20 protein-coding genes and 1 pseudogene are annotated in these 21,028 nt (G+C 58.6%); 12 read left to right on the plus strand and 9 right to left on the minus strand.

Going from position 1 to position 21,028, the window contains the following annotated elements; genetic code table 11:
* The first annotated feature begins 28 nt into the window (after positions 1-28).
* The 3 genes from fdhD (at position 29) to ABH912_RS18980 (ending at position 3,947) form a co-directional block, all read left to right on the plus strand.
* The gene (fdhD, locus tag ABH912_RS18970) at positions 29-868 is read left to right on the plus strand and encodes a formate dehydrogenase accessory sulfurtransferase FdhD (RefSeq protein WP_033058397.1); all 840 of its coding nucleotides are present in this window, start codon (positions 29-31) and stop codon (positions 866-868) included.
* Positions 865-3,213 (plus strand): FdhF/YdeP family oxidoreductase, encoded by a 2,349-nt coding sequence (locus ABH912_RS18975; RefSeq protein WP_033058400.1) that lies wholly within the window; start codon positions 865-867, stop codon positions 3,211-3,213. The genes fdhD and ABH912_RS18975 overlap by 4 nt, the downstream gene beginning before the upstream one ends.
* A gap of 248 nt (positions 3,214-3,461) precedes the next feature.
* Entirely contained in the window at positions 3,462-3,947 is a 486-nt protein-coding gene (locus ABH912_RS18980; protein WP_033058403.1) for a glycine zipper domain-containing protein, read from the plus strand.
* A 69-nt stretch (positions 3,948-4,016) separates the two neighbouring features.
* Here ABH912_RS18980 and ABH912_RS18985 read toward each other — a convergent pair whose 3' ends face one another.
* From ABH912_RS18985 to ABH912_RS19000, 4 genes are all read right to left on the minus strand, one after another.
* Positions 4,017-4,436: an acyl-CoA thioesterase gene (locus ABH912_RS18985; RefSeq protein WP_033058406.1), complete on the minus strand. Its 420-nt coding sequence runs from the start codon at positions 4,434-4,436 to the stop codon at positions 4,017-4,019.
* 63 nt (positions 4,437-4,499) lie between these two features.
* On the minus strand, positions 4,500-5,726 hold the full coding sequence (locus ABH912_RS18990) for a 3-hydroxyacyl-CoA dehydrogenase NAD-binding domain-containing protein (RefSeq protein ID WP_429511373.1): 1,227 nt from the start codon (positions 5,724-5,726) through the stop codon (positions 4,500-4,502).
* 102 nt (positions 5,727-5,828) lie between these two features.
* On the minus strand, positions 5,829-7,763 hold the full coding sequence (locus ABH912_RS18995) for a RecQ family ATP-dependent DNA helicase (RefSeq protein WP_429511374.1): 1,935 nt from the start codon (positions 7,761-7,763) through the stop codon (positions 5,829-5,831).
* A gap of 428 nt (positions 7,764-8,191) precedes the next feature.
* Positions 8,192-8,695 (minus strand): polysaccharide deacetylase, encoded by a 504-nt coding sequence (locus ABH912_RS19000; protein WP_429511375.1) that lies wholly within the window; start codon positions 8,693-8,695, stop codon positions 8,192-8,194.
* Between the two features lie 307 nt (positions 8,696-9,002).
* On the opposite strand from ABH912_RS19000, the gene ABH912_RS19005 reads away from it, so the two are divergent.
* From ABH912_RS19005 to ABH912_RS19030, 6 genes are all read left to right on the plus strand, one after another.
* Positions 9,003-9,266: a hypothetical protein gene (locus ABH912_RS19005; RefSeq protein WP_033058413.1), complete on the plus strand. Its 264-nt coding sequence runs from the start codon at positions 9,003-9,005 to the stop codon at positions 9,264-9,266.
* 101 nt (positions 9,267-9,367) lie between these two features.
* A complete protein-coding gene (locus ABH912_RS19010) occupies positions 9,368-10,495 on the plus strand; it encodes a hypothetical protein (protein ID WP_429511376.1) in 1,128 nt (375 codons plus the stop codon).
* Positions 10,496-10,892: 397 nt separating this feature from the next.
* Positions 10,893-11,189 carry a hypothetical protein gene (locus ABH912_RS19015; RefSeq protein WP_123367054.1) on the plus strand — a complete coding sequence of 99 codons (297 nt, stop codon included), beginning with the start codon at positions 10,893-10,895 and terminating at the stop codon, positions 11,187-11,189.
* Between the two features lie 114 nt (positions 11,190-11,303).
* Positions 11,304-11,669: a DUF1493 family protein gene (locus tag ABH912_RS19020; RefSeq protein WP_429511377.1), complete on the plus strand. Its 366-nt coding sequence runs from the start codon at positions 11,304-11,306 to the stop codon at positions 11,667-11,669.
* A gap of 193 nt (positions 11,670-11,862) precedes the next feature.
* Positions 11,863-12,351 carry a helix-turn-helix domain-containing protein gene (locus ABH912_RS19025; protein WP_033058426.1) on the plus strand — a complete coding sequence of 163 codons (489 nt, stop codon included), beginning with the start codon at positions 11,863-11,865 and terminating at the stop codon, positions 12,349-12,351.
* 2 nt (positions 12,352-12,353) lie between these two features.
* A complete protein-coding gene (locus ABH912_RS19030) occupies positions 12,354-13,625 on the plus strand; it encodes a type II toxin-antitoxin system HipA family toxin (protein WP_429511378.1) in 1,272 nt (423 codons plus the stop codon).
* A 78-nt stretch (positions 13,626-13,703) separates the two neighbouring features.
* Here the strand turns inward: ABH912_RS19030 and ABH912_RS19035 are convergent, their stop codons facing one another.
* Together ABH912_RS19035 and hslO are read right to left on the minus strand one after the other, a co-directional pair.
* Positions 13,704-15,245: a phosphoenolpyruvate carboxykinase gene (locus ABH912_RS19035; RefSeq protein WP_033058432.1), complete on the minus strand. Its 1,542-nt coding sequence runs from the start codon at positions 15,243-15,245 to the stop codon at positions 13,704-13,706.
* Between the two features lie 182 nt (positions 15,246-15,427).
* Positions 15,428-16,330, minus strand: coding sequence for an Hsp33 family molecular chaperone HslO (gene hslO / locus ABH912_RS19040; RefSeq protein ID WP_033058435.1), 903 nt, complete (start codon positions 16,328-16,330; stop codon positions 15,428-15,430).
* 104 nt (positions 16,331-16,434) lie between these two features.
* Here hslO and ABH912_RS19045 point away from each other — a divergent pair.
* Positions 16,435-16,578 (plus strand): annotated as a pseudogene (locus ABH912_RS19045) (phosphatase PAP2 family protein); the annotation flags it as partial.
* A 23-nt stretch (positions 16,579-16,601) separates the two neighbouring features.
* Here the strand turns inward: ABH912_RS19045 and ABH912_RS19050 are convergent.
* Positions 16,602-17,009, minus strand: coding sequence for an RNA-binding S4 domain-containing protein (locus ABH912_RS19050; RefSeq protein WP_018929316.1), 408 nt, complete (start codon positions 17,007-17,009; stop codon positions 16,602-16,604).
* A gap of 234 nt (positions 17,010-17,243) precedes the next feature.
* Between ABH912_RS19050 and ABH912_RS19055 the strand changes: the two genes are divergently transcribed.
* A complete protein-coding gene (locus ABH912_RS19055; protein WP_197281751.1) occupies positions 17,244-17,705 on the plus strand; it encodes an ATP-dependent zinc protease family protein in 462 nt (153 codons plus the stop codon).
* Positions 17,702-18,607: a 30S ribosomal protein S6--L-glutamate ligase gene (rimK, locus tag ABH912_RS19060; protein ID WP_008149287.1), complete on the plus strand. Its 906-nt coding sequence runs from the start codon at positions 17,702-17,704 to the stop codon at positions 18,605-18,607. The genes ABH912_RS19055 and rimK overlap by 4 nt, the downstream gene beginning before the upstream one ends.
* Positions 18,608-18,781: 174 nt before the next feature.
* Here the strand turns inward: rimK and ABH912_RS19065 are convergent, their stop codons facing one another.
* Both ABH912_RS19065 and ompR read right to left on the minus strand, forming a co-directional pair.
* Positions 18,782-20,095 (minus strand): ATP-binding protein, encoded by a 1,314-nt coding sequence (locus tag ABH912_RS19065; protein ID WP_008149285.1) that lies wholly within the window; start codon positions 20,093-20,095, stop codon positions 18,782-18,784.
* A gap of 115 nt (positions 20,096-20,210) precedes the next feature.
* On the minus strand, positions 20,211-20,951 hold the full coding sequence (gene ompR, locus ABH912_RS19070) for a two-component system response regulator OmpR (RefSeq protein WP_008149284.1): 741 nt from the start codon (positions 20,949-20,951) through the stop codon (positions 20,211-20,213).
* Positions 20,952-21,028: the final 77 nt, after the last annotated feature.

Genomic DNA, 21,028 nt, shown 5'->3' on the forward strand with positions numbered 1-21,028 from the left:
AAGCAGCCTAAACCGTCGGTAATACCTCATGAACGCCAAGCGCCCTGCCTGCGCGGCGCCAGCCCTCGAAACGCCAGCGCCCGCCGCAAGCCAGACATACAGTTACTGCGACCTTCAAGACACCGAATCGGCCAGCACCGCGCTAGCCGAAGAAGTTGCGTTGGCGATCGCCTACAACGGCATCAGTCAGGCGGTCATGTTGGTGACGCCGACGGACCTTGAAGACTTTATTGTCGGCTTCAGCCTCGGCAGCGGCATCATCGAAGACGCTTCCGACATTTATGACCTGCAACTCAGCGGCTCGGGTTCAGCGCAATACGCGCAAGTGACCATCGCCAACCGCGCCTTCTGGAACCTCAAGCAACAACGTCGGCAAATGGCCGGCACCAGCGGTTGCGGACTCTGCGGCGTGGAAGCGGTGGAGCAGGCATTGCCAGACCTCAAGGTGTTGCCCGGCGCACCCTTGCCGCCCGCCGAATGGCTCGATGGTTTGCGTCAGCGCATCGGTGCGTTTCAGCCTCTGGGCCAGTACTCCGGCGCGGTGCACGCCGCCGTGTTTATGAACAGTCAGGGCCAATTGCTGCTGGGCCGCGAAGACATCGGCCGACACAACGCCCTCGACAAACTGATTGGCGGACTGATCCGTCAGAAGATCCCGACCACCGGCGGGCTGGCGATTGTCACCAGCCGTTGCAGTCTCGAATTGATCCAGAAAGTGTTGCGCGCAGGTATCCAGACCCTGGTCAGCCTGTCGTCGCCCACGGGCCTTGCCGTGCAATGGGCCCGTCGCCACAACCTCAATCTCATCCACCTGCCGCAGAAAAGTGCGCCGCGGGTCTACAGCCCTGCGACGGAGAACCACGCGTGAGTCAACATCGTCAAGCCGATCAGAAACCCGTCCCCCGCTACAAACCCTACAAAGGCCCGGCCGGTGGCTGGGGCGCGCTGGCCAGCGTTGCCCGTGCCTGGTTGACCAGCGACAACGCGCTGAAAAACTTGCGCATGATGCTCAAGACCAACAAGAACGGCGGGTTCGACTGCCCCGGCTGCGCCTGGGGCGATTCCAATGAGGCCGGCATGGTGGCGTTCTGCGAGAACGGCGCCAAAGCAGTGAACTGGGAAGCGACCAAACGCCGTGTCGACGGTGCGTTCTTTGCCAAACACAGCGTCAGTTCGTTGCTGGAACAAAGCGACTATTGGCTGGAGTATCAAGGCCGTCTGACCGAGCCATTGAGCTATGACGCCGAAACCGATCGCTACAAGCCGATCAGTTGGGAAGCGGCTTTCTCCTTGATCGCCAAACATTTGCAAGGCCTGTCGAGCCCGAACCAGGCCGAGTTCTACACCTCGGGCCGCGCCAGCAACGAAGCGGCATACCTGTATCAATTGTTCGTGCGTGCCTACGGCACCAATAACTTTCCCGATTGCTCGAACATGTGCCACGAAGCCAGCGGTGTAGCCATGGCGCAAAGTGTCGGCGTCGGCAAAGGCACCGTCACCTTCGACGACTTCGAACACGCCGACGCGATTTTTGTCTGGGGCCAGAACCCCGGCACCAACCACCCACGGATGCTCGAACCGTTGCGCGAAGCGGTGAAACGCGGCGCTCAGGTGGTCTGCATCAACCCTTTGAAGGAGCGCGGACTGGAACGCTTCCAGCACCCGCAACACCCGATCGAAATGCTCACCAACGGCGACAAGCCGACCAACACCGCGTACTTCCGTCCGGCATTGGGCGGCGACATGGCGATCATGCGCGGCATGGCCAAGTTCCTGCTGCAGTGGGAGCGTGACGCACAGAAGGCGGGTGAGCCTGCCGTATTCGACCACGACTTCCTCAATGAACACAGTGTCAACGTGCTGGAATACCTGGGCATCGTCGACGACACCTCGTGGGAGCAGATCGTCGAGCAATCCGGCCTGACGCTGGTTGAAATCGAGCAAGCGGCGCGGATGTACGCCAAAGGCAAGAACGTGATCATGTGCTGGGCGATGGGGATTACACAGCATCGCCATTCGGTAGCGACCATCCAGGAAATCGCCAACCTGATGTTGCTGCGCGGCAACATCGGCCGGCCCGGCGCCGGCCTGTGCCCGGTGCGCGGCCACAGTAACGTGCAGGGCGATCGGACCATGGGCATCAACGAGCGTCCACCAGTGGCGTTCCTCGACTCCCTGGAGCGTCGCTTCAACTTCAAGGTGCCGCGTGAAAACGGTCACAACGTGGTCGAGGCGATTCATGCCATGGCCGACGGCCGCGCGAAAGTCTTTATCGGGCTGGGCGGTAACTTCGCCCAAGCCACCCCGGACAGCTCACGGACCTTCCAGGCCCTGAGCAACTGCGACCTGACCGTGCAAATCAGCACCAAGCTCAACCGCAGCCATTTGGCGCACGGTAAAGACGCGTTGATCCTGCCGTGCCTGGGCCGCACCGACATCGACATCCAGACCGAAGGCCCGCAAGCGGTGACCGTCGAAGACTCGTTCAGCATGGTCCACGCCTCCAACGGCCAGTTGCAGGCGCTGTCGAACCAGATGCGCTCGGAGCCGTCGATCATCGCCGGCATCGCCGCCGCGACCCTGGGCAGCAAACCGGTGGACTGGAACTGGCTGGTGGCCGATTACCGGCGCATCCGCGACCTGATCGCCGACACCATTCCAGGCTTCAAGGACTTCAACGAGAAGATCCAGAACCCGGGCGGGTTCTACCTCGGCAGCAGCGCCGGTGCGCGCCGCTGGAATACCGCGTCGGGTCGCGCCAATTTCCGTCCGAACGCCCTGCCCAAAGACCTGGTGCACGAGCGCACTCGCGCCACTGGAGTGTTACCGGACCTGATCATGCAGTCGATGCGCTCCCACGATCAGTACAACACCACGATTTACGGGCTCGATGACCGTTATCGTGGCGTCAAGGGTCAGCGCGATGTGCTATTTGTGAACGAAGCCGACATCATTCGCCTGGGCTTCAAGCCAGGGCAAAAGGCTGACATCGTTTCGATCTGGGATGATGGCCGTGTGCGTCGGGTGAAGGGCTTTACGCTGCTGGCGTTTGATATCCCTGCCGGGCAAGCGGCGGCTTACTACCCGGAAGTGAATCCGCTGGTGCCGCTGGAAAGCATCGGGGATGGCAGCCATACGCCGACATCGAAGTTTGTGGCGATCCGGTTGGAAGCGGCGAGTGAAACCGGGCTGATTATGGCAAAGTCGGCTTGACCCTGATCGTTCCCTCGCTCTTCGTGGGAACGATCATTGCGAACGCTTCTTTTTCGCCCACAAAAAAGGCCGTTTTGCATGAAAACGGCCTATCCGAAGTAGCTAAAGACCGGCGAAAAACACTTAAGTTCCAGCTAAAAAACAGTAACTTATATAAATGTGCTCAAGTCGTGTTACTCGTCGGAATTCGATTGTCACAACCATGACACAGCCTCAGGATCGCGCCGTCATCCCCTTGAGGTTCCTCTATGAAGTTCTCCTCGATTCTCTTGTTGTCCCTTGGCCTGGTCAGTGGCTTCGCTTCTGCCGGCGGCACCACCGAAGCAGGTGTGGGCGGCGCATTGGGCGGGGTTCTGGGCTCGGTCGTCGGTCAGTCACTAGGCGGCAGTACAGGTTCCACCATTGGCGCGGCCTTGGGCGGCGCGGGTGGTAGTGCTGTTGGCGCAGACAAACGCAGCCGTGGCGAAGCAGCCATTGGCGGTGCGTTGGGCGCAGCAGGCGGTAACGTGGTCGGCCGCAGCATGGGCGGCACCACCGGCAGCTTGATCGGCTCCGCAGCAGGCGGCGGCGCCGGTGGCGCGCTGGGTAACTACATGGGCAACAAAAGCGATGACGAAGATGATGATCGTCGCTCCTATCGTGGTGGTGATGATCGTCGCTACTACCGTGGAGACCGCCATGATCGCGGCCACCATTACGGGCATCGCAAGCATCACCATCGCTATCGCGACTGAGGCTTGAATCGCCTCGCTTGCCGATGCATCAAAAAATCGCAGCCCAAGGGCTGCGATTTTTTTTGCCCGTCACACCACCAACCGCTCCAGTGCCCCGCGCAACCCGGCAGGAATCGCCACCGGCTGATTCGACGCCCGGTCTACAAACACATGCACGAAACGCCCTGCCGCGCAGGCTTCGTCTTCCCCGGCCTTGAACACTGCCAGCTCGTACTGCACCGAACTGTTGCCCAACTTGCCCACCCGCAAACCGATTTCTATCCGGTCAGGGAAGGCGATGGATGCAAAGTAGTCACAGGCCGAACTCACCACAAAGCCCACCACTTCGCCGTCATGGATATCCAGACCGCCGACTTCGATCAGGTAGGTGTTCACCGCTGTGTCGAAGAAGCTGTAATAGGTAACGTTGTTGACGTGACCGTAGGCGTCGTTGTCGTGCCAGCGGGTGGTGATGGGTTGGAAGTGGGGGTAGTCAGTGCGTTGATTCATGGGTTCTCGCCTTGAGAGATCGTTCCCACGCGGAGGAGCATGGGAACGTTCGAACAGTGAAGTCTACCGATCCGCAAACCCTTTACCCACCGCCGCCAGCTCCCCGATCAATCGAGCCGGTGTCCACTGATCACCCTGCTTGGTTTCCAGCTGCAACAATCTCAAATGAATATCCGCCAATCCCTGTTGATCCGCCCAAGCCATCGGCCCACCCTTATCCGCCGGGAAGCCATAACCGTTGAGGTACACCAGATCGATGTCGTGCGCCGATTCGGCAATCCCTTCCTGAAGGATCTTCGCACCCTCGTTGACCAGTGCCAGCAAGCAGCGCTCCAGAATCTCCTCAGGCCCGATCTCGCGACGCTGGAAGCCCAATCCTTCGCTGACCTTCAGCACCAGCGCATCGACTTCAACATCGTGCTCAGCCTGACGACTGCCCGGCTCATAGTGGTAATAGCCATTGCCACTCTTCTGGCCGAAACGACCCAATTCGCACAGACGATTGTCCACCTGAACCTCAGGCGCATCCTGCCCTATGCCGGCCAACTGTCGAGCGCGCCACTCCAGATCGATGCCGACAACGTCGTACATGCGAAACGGCCCCATGGCGAAACCAAAACCTTGCAGTGCCGCATCGACCTGATAGGGATAAGCGCCTTCGAGCAACATCTTGCGCGCTTCGAGCGCATACGGATGCAGCATGCGGTTGCCAATGAAACCATGGCAGTTGCCCGACACCACGCTGACCTTGCCCATGCGCTTGCCCATTGCCAGAGCTGCCTCAAGCACCACTGGTAAAGTCTGGGCACCACGAACGATTTCCAGCAGTTTCATGATGTGCGCCGGGCTGAAGAAGTGCAGGCCCAAGACCTGTTGCGGACGGCGAGTGGCTGCAGCAATGGCGTCGATATCCAGCGCCGAGGTATTGCTAGCCAGGATGGCTTCAGGTTTGAGCAGACCGTCCAGCTCACGGAAGATTTTCTGCTTGAGTTCGAGGTTTTCGTACACGGCTTCGATCACCAGATCGACATCGCAGATCGCCGCGTAGTCAGCAGCAGCCGTTACCCGTGCCATGCGAGCGTCCGCTTCCACCTGATCGATCCGTCCCTGACGCACGTTGTGGGTGTAGGTGTCCGCCACGGCAGCCAGCGCCTGTTCAAGCATCTGTGGATTGTTATCGACCCACTGCACCGGGACGCCGGCGTTGGCCAGACACATGACAATGCCACGGCCCATGGTGCCCGCGCCAATGACGGCGGCGCGCTGAATATTGAACGGTGTCTGGCTCATAGTTGTTCTCTTGTTGGCGATCCAAAGACAGCCTTCACCATAGTCAGCCACCGCGCATTTTTGAAATTTATTCCAGTGATGAGCAACATTCAGCGGATGGATCTACGCCGGCAAATGCGCCTCGGCCCACGTCCGGACTTCGGCATACGGATAATCCTCCAGCGTCGCAAACCCCGGAATCGACCGTGCCTTGAGCTTGGTGAACAGCGGCACGCCGATGCCGCATACAAACCGCGTCACGCGTTCCGCCGACGGAACGTTGCCGGTGTACTGCTCATGCCTGTGGATAAAATCACCGCACAACGCCTCGAAGTTTTTATCCACAAGCGCTGGTAATTCCGGTGGCGTAGGCAACCGCGCCACATCCCCGTGACACACCGAACAATGCCCGCACTGCTGCGGCGCATTTTCATCGCCGAAGTACTCGGCCAGGCGATAACCCAGGCAATGGTCCGTGGCGAACAGATCCAGCATGGCGTGAATCCGCGCGATCTCGGTGCGCTCGTGCCGGGTGAAGTAGGCGTGTAGCTCGGCGCTCAAGGCCTGGCTGTTGAAGTCCGTTTGCAGCAGGCTGTAGACCTCGGTCATTTGCTTGCTTTCGAGCTCGACCCAGCCCTTTTCCTGGAAATAATCCAGCGCCTTCACCACGCGATTACGCTCGGCTTGATGCTGCTCATACAGCGCATCGAAATTCACCGTGGCCCAAGTCCGTGCGCGGTTTGAGGTCTGGATGATCGCCGCGACGAAGTCCTTGCGCTCACCCTCGAAGCGGGCCAGCAAGACCTCGGGCTCCTGCAAGTACTTGAAGCGGTATTCGGCGTAATAGGCATAACGCGGGGCGATGATCCCGCGCAGTTCCAACTGCACCAGTAAGGTCTTGAGCGGCAATTGGCGGATGTTGCTTTGGTCCGCCAACGGCCCCAACAGAAACTCCCACTGCCCCTCGGGCGCGGCGGCTTGCAACTCGTCGAGCACATAGCGGATGCCATCCAGCTCTGGCGTATCGCCGTAGACGAAGTTTTCCAGCACGTTGAGGCTGTCGCGGTTGGCCAATACCAGGCAGTCCGACGGCTGCCCGTCTCGCCCGGCGCGGCCGATTTCCTGGCTGTAGTTTTCGATGGATTTGGGCAGGTCGAAATGCACCACATTGCGGATGTCGCTCTTGTCGATGCCCATGCCGAACGCGATGGTGGCAACGATGCAATTGGACTGCCCGCCCATGAACCGACGCTGGATGGCTTCGCGTTGTTCGTGGGGCAGACCGGCGTGATAAGCCTCGGCCTGAATGCCGTTGCGGGCCAGATGTTCGGCAATGTGCTCGGCGGTTTTCTGCAGGGTGACGTAGACAATGCTCGGCTGGTCGGGACGCTGACTCATCCATTCGACAAGGCGTCGGCGTTTGTCCTGCCCGCGCACCGGCTCGACCAACAGATTGAGGTTCGGCCGATAGAAACCGGTGGTCACCACATCGTCGGGGGCGATGGCGAACTTGGCCTCCATGTCAGCGATCACCTTGGGTGTCGCGGTGGCGGTCAGCAGCAGCGCCTGTGGGATGTTGAACTGGCGCTGATAGTCGGGAAGCTTGAGGTAGTCGGGACGGAAGTTGTGGCCCCACTCCGAGATGCAGTGCGCCTCGTCCACCACCAGCAGCGAGATCGGCACCTGCTGCAAGAAATTGCGGAAGCGCTCGTTCTTCAGGCGCTCCACGGAGATCATCAAAATCTTCAGCTCGCCGGACTTGGCCCGAGCCATCACATCGCTGGCGTCATCGCGGCTCTGGGCCGAATCGATACTGCCCGCCGCAATGCCGTGGCGCTGCAGGAACGCCAGTTGATCCTGCATCAACGCCAGCAGCGGCGAGACCACCAGCGTCAGGTGCGGCAGCAGCAAGGCTGGCAATTGATAACAAAGAGACTTGCCCGAACCGGTGGGGAAAATCGCCGCCGCCGAGCGCCCGGCCAATACCGCGCTGACCGCCGCTTCCTGGCCTGGCCGAAACTGTGGATAACCGAAAACCTGTTCCAGGGTGTTGTGCATAAGCTGTCACTCCGTTGACCGCTGCGAAGCCCAAAGCCTAGCCGGCAAACGCAGCGAGTCGAGAAAAGGTCGGGGACCAAAACGATACGGGATGATACAGCGTCGACCCAAGGTTCTTTGCCACAGGAAGAAACAAACGAAACACTTTGTTCCTCGCGGAGCCGCTCAATCTGACGTTAAGGTCTCCTCGCACAACCACCGTCCGCGCACTTCACATCACGGCAGGACGCCTGATGAGCGCGGCACTTGAAGAAGGAACGACCATGCCTCACAAACTGTTTTATGCAATCGCCCTGATCCTGACATCCGTGCTGCTGAGTGGCTGCAATGGGCTTCCCGGAGAGCCACCGTTGCTCGCTACATGCGACTCTCTGGAGTGTTCAGCCCAACAGACCTGGCGAACATCCTGACGACCGCGGGGTAGATTGCTACGGCGCCATCACGGCCACCCGCAGCTGCTCGTTCAACACCTGTTCCTGAAACACCCGGCTCTTGCTCACCCACACAGCATGAGCCGGACTGATTTCGCCAGTGAACGCCGCCGCCAACTGACGCAAATCCGCAACGCTGCGCACGCGAGGGCAGAAGGGTTCGCCGTCACAGTTCTGGCTGGTGCTGCGGTAGGTGGCCAGCAACCGGTCCCACAGCCCGTCACGCACCTGTCTGACCGACTTGAGCTTCACATCCTGCACGCCCAGTCGTTGTTTCAGGCCCGGCTCATCCAGCGCTTCGCTGGCCAGCAATGCCTTGCCGAACATCAGCACTTCAGCACGCAAAGCGGTGTCCATGTTTGCCTGGCTGGTCAGCGCATCCGGCCACCCGGTGCGGTCCAAGTTGGCCAGGACCATCGAGTTACCGGTGTCAGTAGCACCTGCTGCGCGACAAATCCCGGCCCACAGCAACAAAATCGAGGCCATACGTAGCCATTGCATACTTAATTCCCTTTAAGCCTTGGAAGGACGTTTCGAAACGTCCTACTGATTCTGGCGCGCACCATACAGAGGTTTGATGCGTTGCGCCTGACAAACCCGTAGGAAATTTGTCGTCTAAGGGTTTAGGCGAAAAAAACCTCGGGAAACGCGTAGGTTCGGTCCGAAAAGGCAGGTAAAACCCCTACAAACCCTGTCCATTGCGGCCTGATTGCCGCACTGCGTCGCCACCCTCATAGTTTGCTGCGCGGCTGAAACAGGGTGTCGACCTGCCGGCGAGACTGCCCGACTTCCTACAGGACTGACCTAAATGCAAGACCGCTATCGCCCACTCAAAACCAGCTACAGCGAAACGCCCGTCCTCGTCATCGACACCGCGGCCAGCACGGGTGCCGTCCTCGACGCAGCGCACCAACGCCTGCGCGCAGCCAGCGACTTGCTTGAAACGCTTTATTGCCTGTGCTTCAAACAGGCTGATGTTAAAGATATCCCCCATATAGTGAATGCGCTTTATTTATTAACGCAGGATGGTTGCGAACTCCTGGAAGTTGCCAAACAAAAAATAGGGCACTAAAACTTTAAATACACACTACAAATTCGGCAACAACTAACAACTTCATTATTTAAATAAATCCAACTAGCCTGAACGCTCTTAAACCAAACAAGAGCACTACAATGACTACATTAACTATTTTCTTTTGCGGCACCGGTTCGACCAAATTCGACAACCAAAACCCAACTTACTGGAATGGCGAGCTGGTTTCGACACTGGCCTCCCATCATGCTGGCCGGGAGTTTGCCGAATGGGTCGTCATTGACGGCCCTGGCACCAGCAACCTGCAAGCTGATGAGCTGTTCACCAAATCCAAGGACTACGGCCTGAGCGGCACGCTGTTCGGCAAGGGCTGGGAAGAAAACGTCCAGCATGCAATCAACATCATTAAAGGCAAGTGTGACTGGCAGCGCGAAAAACTGACCGAAGCCGAGTACAACCGCCTCAAGGCTGCCGGCATCCCCATAGAAGACGTGATTGTCGAAGGCTCTTGGCTGTGGCGCAAATACAACTACGGCGACCGCGCCGTGACCAGTCAGAAGTTACAAGAACAAATCATTAAACAGTTCCGCAAGGACGGTATCATTCCCACCAAGGTCAACTTGTTAGGCTGGAGCCGAGGAGGTATTAGTTGCCATATGCTGGCCAATGCCATGTTCAAGGACAGCGCCTTGAAGAACATCCCGGTGAATATCTTTGCAATTGATCCAGTACCGGGCATCGGCAACTTTCAGGAAGGCAAAGTAAAACTGAATGCCAATGTAAAAGAATACGTCGGCTTCTACGCCCGGGATGAGCGCTCCAAAGGCTTCAGCTGTGTTATCCCGCAAACCGCCACCGGCACCCGAACCCACATTTACCCGATGCCCGGCCGCCATGGCACGCTGGTCGGCAACGCCGCAGCAGACGGTGTCAGCGGCCCTAAAGCGCTGGCCGAACCCGGCCTGATCGTCCGTCACTTTGCCGAAGTGTGCCTGAAGCGTTGGGGCGTGCCGCTAAACAAAACCCTCAACCTGACCCCGGTCGATTTGCAGAACCACCATAACGCCATGACCAGCGCCGCCGCGAAATACAAAACGATGGAAAAGTGCTCGTATACCTACTTCACCGAACTGGACCAAGGTGAGCGATACGTTTCGCTGGGTAGCAACGGGGTCAAGTTCTCGGCAGTGAAAGGCACGATCTATGCGCCGGCGACCGGGCTGACCACTAGCCTGTTGGATGTGGCGGCGTATCAGCATATTCGTTGAAGTGATGGGAACGGGGGTCGGCCAAGCTGATGGCGGAAAAAAGCGAGAAATTGCGTCGCGGAAAACTCCTATAGAAAGGGCCTAACCGAGGTTCATCTCGTTCCTACAAGCGGGGACTCTTTGTCGTCTATCGCTGCCCGGCTGCTCACACCTATAGTCGGGCTGTCGCTGCCAATTCAGCGACTCGGGCTTGGTCACTCGATGGAATACATAAACGCGTCCGTTGTATGCTGCCGGCACCTCAAGTGTCTGCACGCTATATGGTGGCTGTGTTTGGGACGCCTTATGGCGTGCCGGTCTTATGTATTCCTCCGGCTGACCAACCCGAACACAGTCCGCCTCCATCGCTTGGTCACGATGGTGGTGGTTTCATCTGATGCATTTGAGAATACATAAAATGAATAAATTGAATCCGTTCCCCGATCGCTACCGCCCACTCCAAACCAACCTCACCGATTCCCCGCCCCTGATCATCGACACAGAGGCCAATCCGCAAGACATCCTCGAAGCCGCCCTCCAGCGTATCCGAGCCTCTGGCGACCTACTCAAAACCCTACATTGCCAATGCTTCAAAAACGGTGACGTGGAAGACATCCCGCATATCACCCACGCCCTCTACCTGTTGACTCAGGACGGCTGCGACCTCCTGAAAGTCGCCCAACAACGCATGATGGGCTGGAAAGCACCCACCTGACGCCAAGCGAAGATCGTTCCCACGCTCTGCGTGGGAATGATCAAGTTAGTCGGCCCTTCCCCCAGGGCCCGACGATCAATAAGATCCATCCAAGCCCAACCGGACACCCCCGCAATGAAACTCGCCCCCAACTTCCCCGACGACCACGCCATGCACCTGCTCATGCAGCTGCTGCACGAAGAACTCGGGCTGCCCGAACGCAAAACCATCAGCCTCACCACCTCGATCAACTTCGACCTGGGCTGCGACGGTGCTGATGCGCGGCATTTGATGGAAGCACTGGAAGAACAATTCGGGATCGACTTCGTGGACTACGACGCCTATCGCTACTTTCAGCCGGAAGGGTTTGATGTGCATCTCAAGCGCAGGGCAAAAGGACGCGGCGACAAAGTCCCCCTGACCATCGGCATGCTTTATCAAGCGGTCAAGGTGCAACGGTGGGATACAAAAGCTCTGGAAGATATCTGGCCGAGCACTTAAGTGGCAATATTCTGGCTGTTTTTAGCGATTTTAGTTGGAATAATGGCAGTTTCAATAATCCGCCTCCCACGTATATCTGGAGCGGCCGTACTGGCAGAGAGAGTCTTGCTACACGTTGGGGCAGCCCAGCAAATCACCACATAAGTGCTATTATTCTGGCAGTTAAAGCCTAAAAACGAAGGAATAATGGCACATGGCTAAGAAAACAGCCCCCCTGCTGCCGGCTGCATCCAGGTTGCTCGCCGAGTTTGGCGAACGACTCAAACTCGCTCGGCTACGTCGCAAGCTGACAGCCAAGCAAGTGGCTGAGAGAGCAGGCATGTCGCTGACAACGCTGCGCTCATTGGAGTCCGGCGGCTCGGGCGTGACGATGGGGGCCTATTTGTCCGTGATGCAGGTTCTGGGCCTGGAGAAAGACTTGAGCAAGCTCGCAGCAACGGATGAGTTGGGACGCCAGCTGCAAGACGCGCAATTAACCCCACGAGCGAGCGCCGCAACCAGTAAACGCCAACGAGTGCGCAACGTGACTCCAACGAAAGCATCGTCACCTATTCAAGACCGGACGACGCAAGCACCGGAAAGCCCCATTTCCGATTCGGATCTTGAGGTTGATTTCCCATTGAACACCCACTCTTTTTCCAATTTATTTACCAAGAAAAAATCTAAACCTGAGACGGATTAAAAATGACACTGATCGCGGTGTATGCCGATTGGGAAACCCTGCAAAGACCAAGGCGTCTTGGGTTTCTTCATGCCGGAAAGGCTCGCTCCACTAACGTGTTCGAGTTTGAGTACGACACCGCGGCTTTGGCCGATCCCGAGTTGAATTTCACGACGCTGGATCCCCGCATCAGGCTCTTCGAAGGGCGACAGTTCCCAGGACAGCACCAGACCCGCTTCGGCGTTTTTGCCGACTCAAGCCCGGATCGCTGGGGTCAATTGCTGATGAAACGCCGACTGGAACGGGATATCCGCGACGGCTTGGCCCCGAAGGGCAGCAAGCTGTACGAGTCGGATTTCCTGTTAGGCGTTCATGACCTCTATCGAGTCGGTGCTATTCGCTACAAGCTCAATGACGAAGGCAATTTTCTGGATGATCGAGATGGATTGGCGGCGCCTCCCTTTGTCGAGTTACGCGCGTTGGAGCAGGCAAGTCGAGCATTGGAAAACGATCCAGAAAACACCTCACTCGATGGGCGCGAGTGGCTGAGAATGTTGATCGCACCCGGTGGCTCATTGGGCGGTGCCAGGCCCAAGGCCAGTGTTGCTGACAAGAATGGTCATTTGTGGATCGCCAAGTTTCCGAGCACTCGGGACAACTATGACGTCGGCGGGTGGGAATTCGTGGTGAGTGTTTTGGCGAATCAATGCGGTCTGCGGGTGGCGAAGGGTATTGCACAACGCTATGCGAGCGACCACCACTGCTTCATGGTCAAGCGCTTCGACCGTACCGAAACGGGTGGGCGACTACATTTCGCCTCAGCCATGACCATGACTGACCGCGTGGACGGTGACGATGCATCGGTGGGCGCCAGCTATCTAGAGCTGGCAGAAGTACTCATGGAGCATGGCTCAGAACCCGACAAAGATCTCCGCGAGTTGTGGTCGCGCATTGTGTTCAACATCCTGGTCTCCAATACCGACGACCACATGCGCAACCATGGTTTTCTCCTTGACCCCGGCCGGGGGTGGCGCCTGTCTGACGCCTACGACATGAACCCGGTAGCACACGCCGATGGGTTAAAGCTCAACATTACAGATGCCGACAATGCTTTGGATCTCGAACTTGCTCGTGAAGTGGCCGGGTACTTTCGGGTTAGCCGTGTTGATGCGGAAGAAATAATTGAGAACTTCCAAGAGGTGGTGAGCCAGTGGTCAAAAGTGGCTAGCGCAGCGGAGTTGTCGAAGCGCGAGCAAGACAATATGGCTCCCGCGTTTCGTCTGTCTGCCAAGTGAGCCCCGTACTGCTCGTCTTTCATTGCCCACAAAAAAGCCGCCCCGAAGGGCGGCTTTTTCATTCGCTAAATCCAAGCCTTACAACTTAGGCCCAGCAGCCTTGATCGCGTCGCTCACTTCAAACTTCTTGAAGTTCTCAACAAACAACCCAGCCAGTGCTTTAGCGGCTTCATCGTAAGCAGCCTTGTCAGCCCAGGTGTTACGTGGGTTCAACAGGCCAGTCTCAACGCCCGGTACGGCCAATGGCACGTCGAGGTTGATGGTGTCGAGGTGTTCGGTTTCAGCACCGATCAACGCGCCGCTCTGGATCGCTGCGATCACGCCGCGAGTGGTCGGGATGTTGAAGCGTTTGCCGACGCCGTAGCCGCCGCCGGTCCAGCCGGTGTTGACCAGATAGACCTTGGAGCCGAAGCCGCGGATGCGCTTGATCAGCAGTTCTGCGTATTCGCCAGCCGGACGCGGGAAGAACGGTGCGCCGAAGCAGGTGGAGAAGGTCGACTTGATGCCGCTGCCGGAACCCATTTCGGTCGAGCCCACCAGTGCGGTGTAGCCGGACAGGAAGTGGTAGGCCGCTTGTTCTTCGCTGAGGATCGACACTGGCGGCAGCACGCCGGTCAGGTCGCAGGTCAGGAAGATCACAGCGTTTGGCTCGCCACCGAGGTTCTTCTCGGAACGCTTGGCAACGTGCTCCAGCGGGTAGGCGGCGCGGCTGTTCTGGGTCAGGCTGACATCAGCGTAATCGGCGTGCTTGGCGTCATCGATAACGACGTTTTCCAGGACGGCGCCGTGCTTGATGGCTTTCCAGATGACCGGCTCGTTTTTCTCGGACAGGTCGATGCACTTGGCGTAGCAGCCGCCTTCGATGTTGAAGACAACGCCTTCACCCCAGCCGTGCTCGTCGTCACCGATCAGGTAACGGCTTTCATCGGCGGACAGGGTGGTTTTGCCGGTGCCGGACAGACCGAAGAACAGGGTCACGTCGCCCGCTTCGCCGATGTTGGCGGCGCAGTGCATTGGCAGCACGTCGGCAGCCGGCAGCAGGAAGTTCTGCACCGAGAACATGGCTTTCTTCATTTCACCGGCGTAACGCATGCCGGCGATCAGCACTTTCTTCTGAGCGAAGTTGAGGATCACGCAACCGTCGGAGTTGGTGCCGTCACGCTCTGGCACGCACTCGAAGTTGGCAACGTTGAGCACTTGCCACTCATCACGGCCAGCCGGGTTGTACTTTTGCGGGTTGATGAACAGGCAACGACCGAACAGGTTCTGCCAGGCAGTCTGGGTGGTCATTTTCACGGCCAGGTAGTGATCGGCAGACGCACCTACATGAACGTGGGAAACGAAATGCTCTTGCGCATTGTTGAACGCTTCAACGCGGTCCCACAGGGCATCGAACTTGTCGGCCGGGAACTTGCGGTTGATCGGGCCCCAGGCGATGGAAGCCGAAGTGGATGGCTCGTCAACAATGAAACGATCGACTGGCGAGCGGCCGGTGCGGTGACCGGTGCGAACAGTCAGCGCGCCGGTATCGGCAAGCTCGCCCTCACCGCGACTCAGAGCTTCTTTTACCAGATCATCAACACTCAGATCGGTGTACACGGCGTTATTGGCTTGCGTCATGAGATTCCCCGTCGGCCAGTGGCCGAGTGTGCTCCAAACGTTTTGTAGTAGAAAGTCGTGCACTACTACCGCGACAAAAAGTGGGCCGGATTATGCCAGAAAAGCCCAAAAATAGTAGGGCCCTCCCGTCGTAACGGCGTTATTCCGGCACAAACCAGTGAATTTACCTGCGCTGAACCGTTTTAGTGACGGGTATCTGACGGTGTATCAACACCCGCGCCGGCGAACAATTGAACGATATCGGCGGCGTCGAACAGGTAGCGCTCGTTGCAAAACTGGCAATCAATCTCAATGTTGCCGCCATGTTCGATCACGAGCGACTGGGCATCTTCCAGACCCAAACTGACCAGCGCATTGGCAGATCGTTCGCGGGAGCAGCTGCAACGGAAGCGTAGTTTCTGCACATCGAACAGACGAACCTGCTCTTCGTGGTAGAGACGATGGAGGATGGTTTCGTTGTCCAGGCTCAGCAATTCATCGGCGGTCAGGGTGCTGCCCAGCGCGGTGATGTGTTGCCAGCTGGCGGCGCGTTCTTCTTCGTCTTTCAAACGATCGGCAGGCAGTTGCTGCAGCAACAGGCCACGGGCGCGACGACCATCGGCGTACAACCAGAAGCGCGTACCGACCTGTTGGGACATCACGAAGTAGTTAGTGAAGCACTCCGACAGGGTTTCGCCATCGAGGTCGACGATGCCCTGGTAACGCTGGCCCTGGGTCGGGTCGACGGTCAGCGCCAATACGCCGTTGGGCATCAGGTCGGCGAGGGTCGCATCCGGCGCGATCTGCTCGGCCTCGTATCGGGCCAGGCCACGGATTTCGCGCTCGCTGGAGCACTCGATCATCAGCAGCGGGATCGGACCTTCGGAGCGGGCCTGGAGAATCAGCAAGCCATCGAACTTCAAGGTGCCAACCAACAACGACGCCGCCGCCATCAGCTCGCCGAGCAGTTGTGCAACCGGCTCCGGGTACGGGTGTTTGGCGAGCACTTCGGCATAACTACGCTCCAACCCGACCAGTTCGCCGCGGGTGTCGCTGTCATCGAAAATGAAGCGTTGGGTGTAGTCGGTATCCGGTAAATCGGTCATAGGTCTGGGTATCTGAAGTAATGACAAGATGATTTCAAACAGCGAGAAATTGCGCCTTCGCGGCACCATTTTGGTGCGCGATGTTCAGCCGTGAGGGGCATTTTATGAACAATCCGGGTTTGTTCCAAGCAAGGTGGAAACTCCGCCGGTTGGCTTTATGCAATTTTTTGCCTCTGGTACTGCTGGCCTTCTGGTTATGGCCTACGGGTCAGAGGCTGTGTGTGATTTTCGACGAGTGGCATTTGCACTGATGAAAAATCAGAGCAACGGCCTACTCGTCGTTGCTGCTTCCACGAAACTTGAACAAATCCCGTCGCTGCTTCTTGCTCGGCTTGCCATCGGTGCTCACGCCCAATGCGCCGGCCTTGCGCATGGCCGCAGCCGCCTCGCGCTTGGCGATGCTGGCTTCGGTCTCGGCATAGAGTGCCTGAGCCTCTGGTGCGCCACGGCGTACGATCGACAGCGCCTGAACCACCACCGTGCGTTCCTCGAACCCTGTGCGAATCTGAAACTCGTCGCCGATCCTCGGTTCCTTGCCCGGTTTGCAGCGCTCGCCCCGACAATGCACCTTGCCGCTTTCAATCGCCGCCTTGGCCAAGGCACGTGTTTTATAAAAACGCGCGGCCCACAACCATTTATCGAGACGGACTTTGTCGTCCTCTTCGCTTTTTTGTGCCATGGAATTTCCTCATTCTGAAATATTGCTGAACTGTACTACCGTTTCTGTCGTGCCATGAATTACGCCGGCTCGGATTACAATGCACACGTTCCAGTGCCTCCCTTGAGGGCTGGAAATCCGGGCCGTAGATATCTGTCGCCTTTTACCCATTATTCTGCGTGAATACCGCGAATTCGGCCGCTTGCGGCCTGAGCGGTTTCTACCGGTTGAGCACCTTTGAAGACATTTGACCATTTGACCGTTGTCGGTCTGCGCGAGTGGGTGGCGCTCCCGGATTTGGGAGTCGCGGGCCTGCGCGCAAAAATCGACACCGGCGCCAGCACCTCCAGCCTGCATGCCACCGATATCGAACCGTTCGAGCGCGACGGGGAACAATGGGTGCGCTTTACTGCTCACTTGGGCACGGTGGTGCAACTGCGTCACCGGCGCTGCGAAGCACTGCTGGTGACGATGAAAACCATTAAAAGCTCCAACGGCCACGCGCAGAAGCGTTACGTGGTCAGCACCACCCTGGCCCTCGGTGATCGGGTCTGGCGGGTCGAATTCACCCTCGCCTGCCGCAAGTCCATGCGTTATCGCCTGTTACTCGGTTCCAAAGCCTTGATCGACGGCCAGTTGGTGGTCAATCCGGGCATTAAGTACGTACAAGACAAGCCGGTGTTCCCGGTATCTACCTCCTCCACAGGTGTTGCATGAAGATCGCTGTGCTGTCGCGGAACCCGCGTCTGTATTCCACTCGTCGTCTGGTCGAAGCCGGTACTGAGCGTGGCCATGAAATGGTGGTGATCGACACCCTGCGCGCCTACATGAACATCGCCAGCCACAAGCCGCAGATCCACTACCGCGGCAAGCCGCTGGAGGGTTTCGATGCGGTGATCCCGCGGATCGGCGCGTCGGTGACGTTTTATGGCTGCGCGGTGTTGCGTCAGTTCGAAATGATGGGGGTGTTCCCGCTCAACGAATCGGTGGCCATCGCCCGCTCGCGGGACAAACTGCGGTCCCTGCAATTGCTGTCACGCCGGGGAATTGGTTTGCCGGTCACTGGGTTTGCGCACTCCCCGGATGACATTCCCGACTTGATCGAGATGGTCAACGGCGCGCCGCTGGTGATCAAGGTACTGGAAGGCACTCAGGGCATCGGCGTCGTGCTGTGTGAAACGGCGACGGCGGCGGAGTCGGTGATCGAAGCGTTCATGGGCCTGAAGCAGAACATCATGGTTCAGGAATACATCAAGGAAGCCGGAGGGGCGGACATTCGCTGCTTCGTGGTGGGCGACAAGGTGATCGCGGCGATGAAACGCCAGGCGAAGCCGGGGGAGTTTCGCTCCAACCTGCATCGCGGCGGCAGTGCCAGCCTGATCAAGATCACACCGGAAGAACGCATGACGGCGTTGCGCGCGGCGAAGGTCATGGGGTTGGCGGTGGCGGGTGTGGACATCCTGCGCTCCAATCACGGGCCGCTGGTGATGGAAGTGAACTCGTCGCCAGGACTTGAAGGGATTGAAACCACCACCAGCAAGAACGTGGCGGGGATCATCATCGAGCATCTGGAGAAGAATGGTGGGCCGAATATGACGCGCACCAAGGGCAAGGGCTAAAGCCAAGAGCCCCCTCACCCTCTCCCCAAAGGGGCGAGGGGACTTACCGAGGTGGCTTTCGCTATACATCGACCTGAGATTCCGAGTCGAACTCAGGCTTTGAAAAGCATGGAGATCGGCCCCCTTTCCCCTCTCCCCACTGGGGAGAGGGCTGGGGTGAGGGGTGGCTTTCAGTTACACCGCATCCCTCGGCAACATCAACCCAAGCGGCAACCGCACCCGCGCTTCCAACCCGCCACCAGAACGGTTACGCAGCTCAACATTCCCACCATGCATCGAAGCAATCCGCTTCACGATCGCCAAACCCAACCCGGTCCCCTTCCCGCCACGGGCACGGTCACCCCGAGTAAACGGATTGAAGATCGCTTCCAGCTCCGACGGGTCAATCCCCGCCCCACGGTCCATGACACTCAACACCACATACGGCGCGCTGGTATCCCCGGACACATAAGCCGCCACCTCAACCCCGCTGCCCGCGTGATGCAAGGCGTTGCCAATCAGGTTGTTCAGCAGCCGCTTCATCGACACCCGACGCAACGGAAACGGCTGAATTGGCTCCAGGCGCAGGCGCACTTTCTCTTCGTTCTGGTTGTACGGCGCCGCGACTTCGCGCACCAGATCGCTCAGGTCCACCTCTTCTACCGACTCGTCGCGACCATCGCGAATGAACGCCAGGAACTGGTCGAGAATCGCGTCCATGTCTTCGATGTCGCGGACCATGTCGTCCGTCAGGTCGCTGTGGTCGCCCATGAGCTCCAGAGATAGCCGTAACCGGGTCAGTGGCGTGCGCAAGTCGTGCGACACCCCGGCGAGCATCAACTCGCGCTCACGCCCCGCCTGTTCGACGTCTTCGGCCATCTGGTTGAAGGCGCGGTAAACCTCGGTCATTTCACTTGGCGTGTCGCTGATCGGCAGACGCACACTGCGGCCCTGGCCGAGTTGCCTCGCGGCATAGACCAGACGTTTCAACGGTTGATTGAGCTGGCTGACGAAGATCCACGCCGAGGCGGTGGACAGCAGGCCGATGGCGAGGAACCAGCCGAGCACATTCCAGATTTTCTGGCCGCGCAACGGATGCGGGTAAAGCGGCACTTTCAGCCAGCCATCACCCAGGCTTGGCGCCCGAACCCACAAGGCTGGCGGCGAGTGCATTCGCAATCGGACTTCGGTGTCGGCACCCAGCTCCGCCTGCATTTGCCGCTGATAGATCTCGCTGTAAGGCCAGTGTTGCTCACCTTCCGGCACGCCAGCACCCACTACCCGGATCAGGGTCGCGGCATCGGCAATCTTTGTGCGGTTTTCTTCATCGGCCGCCCAATAGGCGCGTAGCGTCAGGGCGACGCCGTGGCTGTATTGTCGGTCCACCAGCACGTCTTCGTTCATCAACAGATAAACCAGGGTCAGCGCCTTGGAGAACAGGACGACGATAAGCACCAGCCAAAGGGTGCGGGAGAAGAAACTCTGGGGGAACCAAACGGGGGTTTTCATGGATAACCGCTACACACTTGCAGGAGCGAGCGATGCTCGCATATTGCGGATCGCGAGTCTGCGAGCAAGGTCATCTGACCCGTTGCCCGCAAGACCCGCTCCTACAAATCACCGATCACTTGGTGGCGGCGCCATCCGGAACGAACACGTAACCCACGCCCCAGACTGTCTGGATGTAACGCGGTTTGGACGGATCGGGCTCGATCATCCGGCGCAGACGGGAAATCTGCACGTCGATGGAGCGCTCCAAGGCGTCCCACTCGCGGCCACGGGCCAGATTCATCAGCTTGTCGCGGGTCAGTGGCTGACGGGCGTTCATGACTAACGCCTTGAGCACCGCAAACTCACCGGTGGTGAGCATGTGCACTTCGTCGCCGCGTTTAAGCTCGCGGGTCGCCAGGGACAGTTCGTAGTCACCGAAGGTCACGCTTTCGTCTTCGCTGCCCGGAGCGCCCGGCACTGGAGCCGACTGACGACGCAGGACGGCTTTGACACGCGCCATCAGCTCGTCCGGGTTGAACGGCTTGGCCAGGTAATCATCGGCGCCCAGTTCGAGGCCTTTGATGCGGCTCAGCTCATCGCCCTTGGCGGTCAGCATGATGATCGGGATCTGGTTGTTCGCGGTGCGCAGGCGGCGGCAAGCGGTCAAGCCGTCTTCGCCGGGCAGCATCAGGTCGAGGACGACCAGGTTGAACACTTCGCGCGCCAGCAGGCGATCCATTTGCTCAGTGTTCGGTACGGCGCGAGCGCGGTAGCCCTTGCTGACGAAAAAACGTTCCAGCAGGCTGCTCAGCCCTGGATCGTCGTCAACAATAAGAATTTTTTCGCCTTCAGCAATGTTTGCAGTGCTGCTCATTAGATGCTCCTTTGATCTCGGCGCGCATTATGGCGTAGCTGCCGTTATACGCACCGTGTGCATTGTTAGCAGATTTT

This window comes from Pseudomonas sp. BT76 TE3572, from assembly GCF_050435365.1.
In the GTDB taxonomy this organism is placed as follows: Bacteria; Pseudomonadota; Gammaproteobacteria; order Pseudomonadales; family Pseudomonadaceae; genus Aquipseudomonas; species Aquipseudomonas fluorescens_W.

Coding starts and splice junctions, on each gene's coding strand:
- ABH912_RS18980 (WP_033058403.1), top strand. CDS start 3,462: ATGAAGTTCTCCTCGATTCTCTTGTTGTCCCTTGGCCTGGTCAGTGGC.
- ABH912_RS18990 (WP_429511373.1), bottom strand. CDS start 5,726: ATGAGCCAGACACCGTTCAATATTCAGCGCGCCGCCGTCATTGGCGCG.
- ABH912_RS19035 (WP_033058432.1), bottom strand. CDS start 15,245: ATGACGCAAGCCAATAACGCCGTGTACACCGATCTGAGTGTTGATGAT.
- fdhD (WP_033058397.1), top strand. CDS start 29: ATGAACGCCAAGCGCCCTGCCTGCGCGGCGCCAGCCCTCGAAACGCCA.
- ABH912_RS18985 (WP_033058406.1), bottom strand. CDS start 4,436: ATGAATCAACGCACTGACTACCCCCACTTCCAACCCATCACCACCCGC.
- ABH912_RS18995 (WP_429511374.1), bottom strand. CDS start 7,763: ATGCACAACACCCTGGAACAGGTTTTCGGTTATCCACAGTTTCGGCCA.
- ABH912_RS19015 (WP_123367054.1), top strand. CDS start 10,893: ATGAATAAATTGAATCCGTTCCCCGATCGCTACCGCCCACTCCAAACC.
- ABH912_RS19010 (WP_429511376.1), top strand. CDS start 9,368: ATGACTACATTAACTATTTTCTTTTGCGGCACCGGTTCGACCAAATTC.
- ABH912_RS19050 (WP_018929316.1), bottom strand. CDS start 17,009: ATGGCACAAAAAAGCGAAGAGGACGACAAAGTCCGTCTCGATAAATGG.
- ABH912_RS19020 (WP_429511377.1), top strand. CDS start 11,304: ATGAAACTCGCCCCCAACTTCCCCGACGACCACGCCATGCACCTGCTC.
- ABH912_RS19025 (WP_033058426.1), top strand. CDS start 11,863: ATGGCTAAGAAAACAGCCCCCCTGCTGCCGGCTGCATCCAGGTTGCTC.
- ABH912_RS19030 (WP_429511378.1), top strand. CDS start 12,354: ATGACACTGATCGCGGTGTATGCCGATTGGGAAACCCTGCAAAGACCA.
- rimK (WP_008149287.1), top strand. CDS start 17,702: ATGAAGATCGCTGTGCTGTCGCGGAACCCGCGTCTGTATTCCACTCGT.
- hslO (WP_033058435.1), bottom strand. CDS start 16,330: ATGACCGATTTACCGGATACCGACTACACCCAACGCTTCATTTTCGAT.
- ABH912_RS19065 (WP_008149285.1), bottom strand. CDS start 20,095: ATGAAAACCCCCGTTTGGTTCCCCCAGAGTTTCTTCTCCCGCACCCTT.
- ABH912_RS19000 (WP_429511375.1), bottom strand. CDS start 8,695: ATGCAATGGCTACGTATGGCCTCGATTTTGTTGCTGTGGGCCGGGATT.
- ABH912_RS19005 (WP_033058413.1), top strand. CDS start 9,003: ATGCAAGACCGCTATCGCCCACTCAAAACCAGCTACAGCGAAACGCCC.
- ompR (WP_008149284.1), bottom strand. CDS start 20,951: ATGAGCAGCACTGCAAACATTGCTGAAGGCGAAAAAATTCTTATTGTT.